Source organism: Acidovorax sp. FJL06 (assembly GCF_003852545.1).
Classification (GTDB): domain Bacteria; phylum Pseudomonadota; class Gammaproteobacteria; order Burkholderiales; family Burkholderiaceae_C; genus Acidovorax.
On record NZ_QAJR01000059.1, the window covers coordinates 1 to 5955 of the forward strand.

At 63.9% G+C, this 5955-nt stretch carries 5 protein-coding genes and 1 pseudogene; 4 read left to right on the forward strand and 2 right to left on the reverse strand.

Features of this window, described 5'->3' with window-relative positions; all coding sequences use genetic code 11:
* The coding region (locus DBV10_RS22010; protein WP_148090345.1) for a laccase domain-containing protein at window positions 1–419 on the forward strand (419 nt) is incomplete at its 5' end.
* On the opposite strand, the gene DBV10_RS22015 is transcribed toward DBV10_RS22010, so the two are convergent.
* Window positions 339–665, reverse strand: coding sequence for a hypothetical protein (locus tag DBV10_RS22015; protein ID WP_124515690.1), 327 nt, complete (start codon window positions 663–665; stop codon window positions 339–341). The genes DBV10_RS22010 and DBV10_RS22015 overlap by 81 nt on opposite strands.
* A gap of 125 nt (window positions 666–790) precedes the next feature.
* Here DBV10_RS22015 and DBV10_RS22020 point away from each other — a divergent pair, with 125 nt between their 5' ends.
* The 3 genes from DBV10_RS22020 to phbB all read left to right on the forward strand — a co-directional run bounded on the left by DBV10_RS22020 (window position 791) and on the right by phbB (window position 4814).
* The gene (locus DBV10_RS22020; RefSeq protein ID WP_124515691.1) at window positions 791–2491 is read left to right on the forward strand and encodes an alpha/beta hydrolase; all 1701 of its coding nucleotides are present in this window, start codon (window positions 791–793) and stop codon (window positions 2489–2491) included.
* A gap of 80 nt (window positions 2492–2571) precedes the next feature.
* Window positions 2572–3750 carry an acetyl-CoA C-acetyltransferase gene (locus DBV10_RS22025; protein ID WP_124515692.1) on the forward strand — a complete coding sequence of 393 codons (1179 nt, stop codon included), beginning with the start codon at window positions 2572–2574 and terminating at the stop codon, window positions 3748–3750.
* A gap of 326 nt (window positions 3751–4076) precedes the next feature.
* A complete protein-coding gene (gene phbB, locus DBV10_RS22030; protein WP_094291165.1) occupies window positions 4077–4814 on the forward strand; it encodes an acetoacetyl-CoA reductase in 738 nt (245 codons plus the stop codon).
* A gap of 494 nt (window positions 4815–5308) precedes the next feature.
* On the opposite strand, the pseudogene DBV10_RS22035 reads toward phbB, so the two are convergent.
* Window positions 5309–5955, reverse strand: a pseudogene (locus DBV10_RS22035) (ABC transporter); the annotation flags it as partial.

Here is a 5955-nt window from a genome sequence, read left to right on the forward strand (position 1 = left end):
CCTCCACGCCCTATTTTTGCGCCTTGGCGCGCCCCCACTCTGCCGCATCAGCTATCAAAAGTGAAGCGCAAGGTGCATTGCCAGCAGTGGCTGCGGACACACTGGCCTGGCTGGGGCCTTGCATCGGCCCCCAGGCTTTTGAGGTGGGGCCCGAGGTGCGTGCGGCCTTCTGCGATGCCGATGCCGCCGCGCAGGCCTGCTTTGTGGCCCGTGCAGGCGCCCCGGGCAAGTACCTGTGCGACCTGGCGGGCCTGGCCCGCTTGCGGCTGCAGGCCCTGGGCATCACCCAGATCTACGGCAACGACAGCACGGCGCCCTGGTGCACCGTGGCCAACACCTCACGGTTCTTTTCGCACCGCCAGGGCGCTGCCGTGCTCGGTGCCAGCGGGCGGTTTGCCGCCTGCATCTGGCGCGGTTGATTCGGTGGCTGCTGTTGCTGCCGCTGCTTGCTGCGCATCGTAGTCGGCCTGCTCGGCGGCTTCGCGCGCCTTGATGGCACGCTTGCGCGACGGTGTGCCCAGGATATAGACCAGGATGCCCATGGGCAGCAGGCCATACAGCGCGAACGTGATCACGGCGCCCAGCAGCGTGCCCGTGGGGCTGGTGGCTTCGGCCACGGCCATCATGAGGGTGACGTAGGTCCAGGCGATGACGATGAGGTACATTGATTTGTGTTCACTGCAAATGCTGGATCCGTTGCCACAGGCCAATGGGTCGGCAACAATGAACCCGAGGGGGAGATCGCCAAGGTCTCCTGCCGCTGCGAGCGATCAACCATTGAGGAAAGAACATGAATTCTGAATCACCCTGGGCTGAGAGCGCCCAGCAGTTCCAACAGATTTTCGGGCAAAGCTGGTCGCAGGCACTGCAATCGTTTCAGAAGATGGATCTGGGCGCGCAGTTGCCCACGGCCCCGGCGCTGCAGCTTTCGCCGCCCAAGCTGCAGGCCTTGCAGCAGCAGTATCTGAAAGAAGCCCAGGAGCTGTGGGCCCAGGGCCTGCAGGGCGCGCCCGAAGTCAAGGACAAGCGCTTTGCCGGCGAAGGCTGGGCCCGCAACCCGGTGGCCGCGTTCTCGGCTGCCGCCTACCTGCTCAATGCCCGCACCTTGATGGGCCTGGCCGACGCGGTGGAGGCCGACGAAAAGACCAAGGCCCGCATCCGTTTTGGCGTGGAGCAGTGGATGGCCGCCATGGCGCCCAGCAACTTCCTGGCCTTCAACGCCGAAGCGCAGAAGAAAGCCATCGAGACCAAAGGCGAGAGCATTGCCAAAGGCATGCAGAACCTGCTGCACGACATCACGCAGGGCCATGTGTCGATGACCGACGAAAGCCTGTTCGAGGTGGGCCGCAATGTGGCCACCACCGAAGGCGCGGTGGTGTATGAGAACGAGCTCTTTCAGCTGCTCGAATACAAGCCGCTCACCGCCAAGGTGTACGAGCGCCCCTTCCTGCTGGTGCCGCCTTGCATCAACAAGTTCTACATCCTCGACCTGCAGCCCGAGAACTCGCTGATCCGCTATGCCGTCAGCGAAGGCCACCGCACCTTTGTGGTGAGCTGGCGCAACCCCGACGACAGCCTGGCCCACAAGACCTGGGACGACTACGTGGAAGACGGCGCCATGGCCGCCATCGACGTGGTGCAGAACATCACGGGGGCCGAGCAGATCAACGCCCTGGGTTTCTGCGTGGGGGGCACCATCCTGTCCAATGCGCTGGCCGTGCTGGCAGCGCGCGGCGACGAGCCCGTGGCCAGCGCCACCTTTCTCACCACGCTGATCGATTTTTCGGACACCGGCATCCTCGACGTGTTCATCGATGAGGCTTTCGTCAAGTTCCGTGAGATGCAGATGGGTAGCGGCGGCCTGATGAAGGGGCAGGACCTGGCCTCGACCTTCAGCTTTTTGCGCCCGAACGACCTGGTGTGGAACTACGTGGTGGGCAACTACCTCAAGGGCGAAACGCCGCCCCCGTTTGACCTGCTCTATTGGAACAGCGACAGCACCAACCTGCCGGGCCCGTTCTATGCCTGGTACCTGCGCAACTTCTACCTCGAGAACAGCCTCATCCAGCCCGGCAAGCTCACGGTGTGCGGCGAGAAGCTGGACCTCTCCCAGCTCACGCTGCCCGTGTACATCTACGGTTCGCGCGAGGACCACATCGTGCCGGCCACGGCGGCCTATGCCTCCACCCAGGTGCTGCCCGGCAAAAAGCGTTTTGTGATGGGTGCCTCGGGCCACATTGCGGGCGTGATCAACCCGCCCGCCAAGGGCAAGCGCAGCCACTGGACGCGCGCCGATGGCAAGTTCCCCGCCACACTGGACCAGTGGCTGGACGGAGCCACCGAACACCCTGGCAGTTGGTGGGCCGACTGGTCCGGCTGGCTCAAGGGCCACGCGGGCAAGCAGATTGCAGCGCCCAAGGGCTATGGCAAGGGCAGCAAGTTCAAGGCCCTGGAGCCCGCTCCGGGCAGCTACGTTAAGCAGAAATCCTGATACGCAAAAGTCCTGACCCGCCCTGACTTTTTGCAGCGCGAAAATGACCCAGTAACAACCTCCAACCACAAGGACATTCCATGGAAGACATCGTCATCGTTTCGGCCGCCCGCACCGCTGTGGGCAAGTTTGGTGGCGCGTTGGCCAAGACGCCCGCGAGCGAGTTGGGCGCCATCGTGATCCGCGAAGCCATTGCGCGCGCGGGCCTGCAGTCCGACCAGATCGGTGAGGTCATCATGGGCCAGGTGCTGGCGGCCGGTGTGGGCCAGAACCCCGCGCGCCAGGCCTCGATGAAGGCCGGTGTGGCCAAGGAGACCCCGGCCCTCACCATCAACGCCGTGTGCGGCTCGGGCCTCAAGGCCGTGATGCTGGCGGCCCAGGCCGTGGCCTGGGGCGACAGCGAGATCGTCGTGGCCGGCGGCCAGGAGAACATGAGCCTGGCGCCCCACGTGCTCAATGGTTCGCGCGATGGCCAGCGCATGGGCGACTGGAAGATGGTCGATTCCATGATCGTTGATGGCCTGTGGGACGTGTACAACCAGTACCACATGGGCATCACGGCTGAGAACGTGGCCAAGGCCTATGGCATCACCCGCGACATGCAGGATGCCCTGGCCCTGGGCAGCCAGCAAAAGGCGGCCGCCGCACAGGATGCAGGCAAGTTCGCCGATGAAATCGTGGGCGTGAGCCTGGCGCAAAAGAAGGGCGACCCCATCCTCTTCAATGCCGACGAGTACCTCAACCGCAAGACCAACGCCGAAGCCCTGGCGGGCCTGCGCCCCGCGTTTGACAAGGCGGGCAGCGTGACGGCGGGCAATGCCTCGGGCCTGAACGACGGCGCCGCCGCCGTGGTGGTGATGAGCGCCAAGAAGGCCGCGGCCCTGGGCCTCAAGCCCCTGGCCCGCATTGCTGCGTTTGGCACCAGTGGCCTGGACCCCGCCACCATGGGCATGGGCCCCGTGCCCGCCTCGCGCAAGGCCCTGCAGCGCGCCGGCTGGAATGCCGCTGATGTGGACCTGTTCGAGCTGAACGAAGCCTTTGCAGCCCAGGCCTGTGCCGTGAACAAGGAACTTGCCATCGACCCCGCCAAGGTCAACGTGAACGGCGGTGCCATTGCCATCGGCCACCCCATTGGCGCATCCGGCTGCCGCATCCTGGTGACGCTGCTGCACGAAATGCAGCGCCGCGATGCCAGGAAGGGCCTGGCCGCGCTGTGCATCGGCGGCGGCATGGGTGTGTCTTTGGCGCTGGAGCGCTGATGGACTGACGGTTGCCACGGCCGCGTCTTCGGGCATCTCGCCATCCGGCGCAGATGCCCTGGGGCGCACGGTCTGCATGACAAGCCGCGTTGTGGCAACGCGGCTTTTTTGTTTCTGATCGTTGCGCGCCCCTTTGAGGTGCATCAAGCCCGGAGGGCCGCGCCCTGCACCAAAAACGTGACTCTGTAAGAGGCCCGCGTTGTGTCAGATGTGTGACGCATACCGATATGCCAAAAAGGAAAGGGCTTCAGTGTTTTCCTTCACGGCGAGGCCTGATTTCTTCGGTAGAGTGGGTGCTGGGCAAATCACTAACAAGGAGAAATCACATGAGCCAGAAAGTCGCGTATGTCACCGGTGGCATGGGTGGTATCGGAACCGCCATCTGCCAACGACTGCACAAGGAGGGCTTCAAGGTCATTGCCGGCTGTGGCCCTACCCGTGATCACGCCAAGTGGCTGGCAGAGCAAAAGGCCCTGGGCTTCACCTTCTATGCGTCGGTGGGCAATGTGGGCGACTGGGACTCCACGGTGGAAGCCTTCGGCAAGACCAAGGCCGAGCACGGCACCATCGACGTGCTGGTGAACAATGCCGGCATCACCCGCGACCGCATGTTCCTCAAGATGTCGCGCGAAGACTGGGACGCGGTGATCGAGACCAACCTCAACAGCATGTTCAACGTCACCAAGCAGGTGGTGGCGGACATGGTGGAAAAGGGCTGGGGCCGCATCATCAACATCAGCTCGGTGAACGGCGAAAAGGGCCAGGCGGGCCAGACCAACTATTCGGCCGCCAAGGCCGGCATGCACGGCTTCTCGATGGCCCTGGCGCAAGAACTGGCCACCAAGGGCGTGACGGTCAACACCGTGAGCCCGGGTTACATCGGCACCGACATGGTCAAGGCGATCCGCCCTGACGTGCTGGAAAAGATCGTGGCCACCGTGCCGGTCAAGCGCCTGGGTGAACCCAGTGAAATTGCGTCGATCATTGCCTGGCTGGCTTCGGAAGAAGGGGGCTATGCCACCGGTGCCGACTTCTCGGTCAACGGCGGCCTGCACATGGGCTGATGCCGAGGGGCCGCAGGCCCTTGGAAAAACAAAAAACCCCGCATTGCGGGGTTTTTTGTTGGGAGGAGCAAGAGGGAAGGGGCTGCCGGCGGACCTTTCTTCGGTGGGCTCAGGCAATGGGCCAGGGAGTCAATGCATCAAGCATGCTTTGGCATGTTTTTTGCTTTGCTATGGTGGCGGGCACTGGATGGTCCGGCGAATGGGGGGCGGGCTGCCGCGCCTTCGTTCAGAAGCGGGCCGGGGCGCGCTTGCGATCGCGTTCGTCTTCGGGCCAAGCGGACAAGATTGCGGTGGTTTTCATGCTGAATAACTCCTGTGATGTACCAACAACGCGGCCCATTCACAGTCCGTTGACAGCGTTTCGCAAAAAAATGCAACCGCAAGTGCCCGCATGTTTACAATGTAAATTGCTTCAATTTTGATAGCACCTATCGCTTTACTCGAAAGCGATAGGTGCCAAAAACACCGTTGCTGGTTTACAGGAATTTACATCCCTAGCCCGCAGTGGCCGCCGAAATTTCTTCGAGCTCGGAAGAAATTTCCAGCCAACGCTCTTCAAGCTGAGCGGTTTCGTCGTTCCCGGCCTTCAGCCGCCGGCCGCACTCGGCAATCTCGGCGGGGGGCAGGGATTCGGTCAGTTTTTGCTCCAGGGCGGCCCGTTCGGTGGACAGTGCTGCCAGGCGTTTGTCGATCTGCTCCAGCTCCTTCTTGAGGGGGCGGGTCTTTTCGGCGAGCTGCTGGCGCGCCTGGGCATCGACCTTGCGCTGCTCGCGGCCATCCCGGGCGCCGGGGGCTGGCGTGGTCGCCAAAGGGGCGGCAGGGGCCGGGGCGGCGGCGGGGGGCGGCGCAATGACGGTAGCCTGGGGCTGGGCGGCGGCGGGGGGGGCTGCTGCCATCTGGGCCTGCTCGGCCAGGCGCGCCTCTTCGCGCAGGCGCTTGGACTCTTCGAGCAGGTAGCGCTGGTAGTCATCCAGGTCGCCATCGAAGGGCCCGACCACGCCCCGGCCGACCATCCAGAAGTCCTCGCAGACCGAGCGCAGCAGCGCGCGGTCATGGCTGACCAGCATGACGGTGCCGTCGAAGTCGTTGAGCGCCATGGCCAGGGCCTCGCGGGTGGCCAGGTCCAGGTGGTTGGTGGGTT

What these genes read in the sequence shown, in the direction of transcription:
- DBV10_RS22015 (WP_124515690.1), bottom strand. Translation starts at nt 665, where the DNA reads ATGTACCTCATCGTCATCGCCTGGACCTACGTCACCCTCATGATGGCC.
- phbB (WP_094291165.1), top strand. Translation starts at nt 4,077, where the DNA reads ATGAGCCAGAAAGTCGCGTATGTCACCGGTGGCATGGGTGGTATCGGA.
- DBV10_RS22020 (WP_124515691.1), top strand. Translation starts at nt 791, where the DNA reads ATGAATTCTGAATCACCCTGGGCTGAGAGCGCCCAGCAGTTCCAACAG.
- DBV10_RS22025 (WP_124515692.1), top strand. Translation starts at nt 2,572, where the DNA reads ATGGAAGACATCGTCATCGTTTCGGCCGCCCGCACCGCTGTGGGCAAG.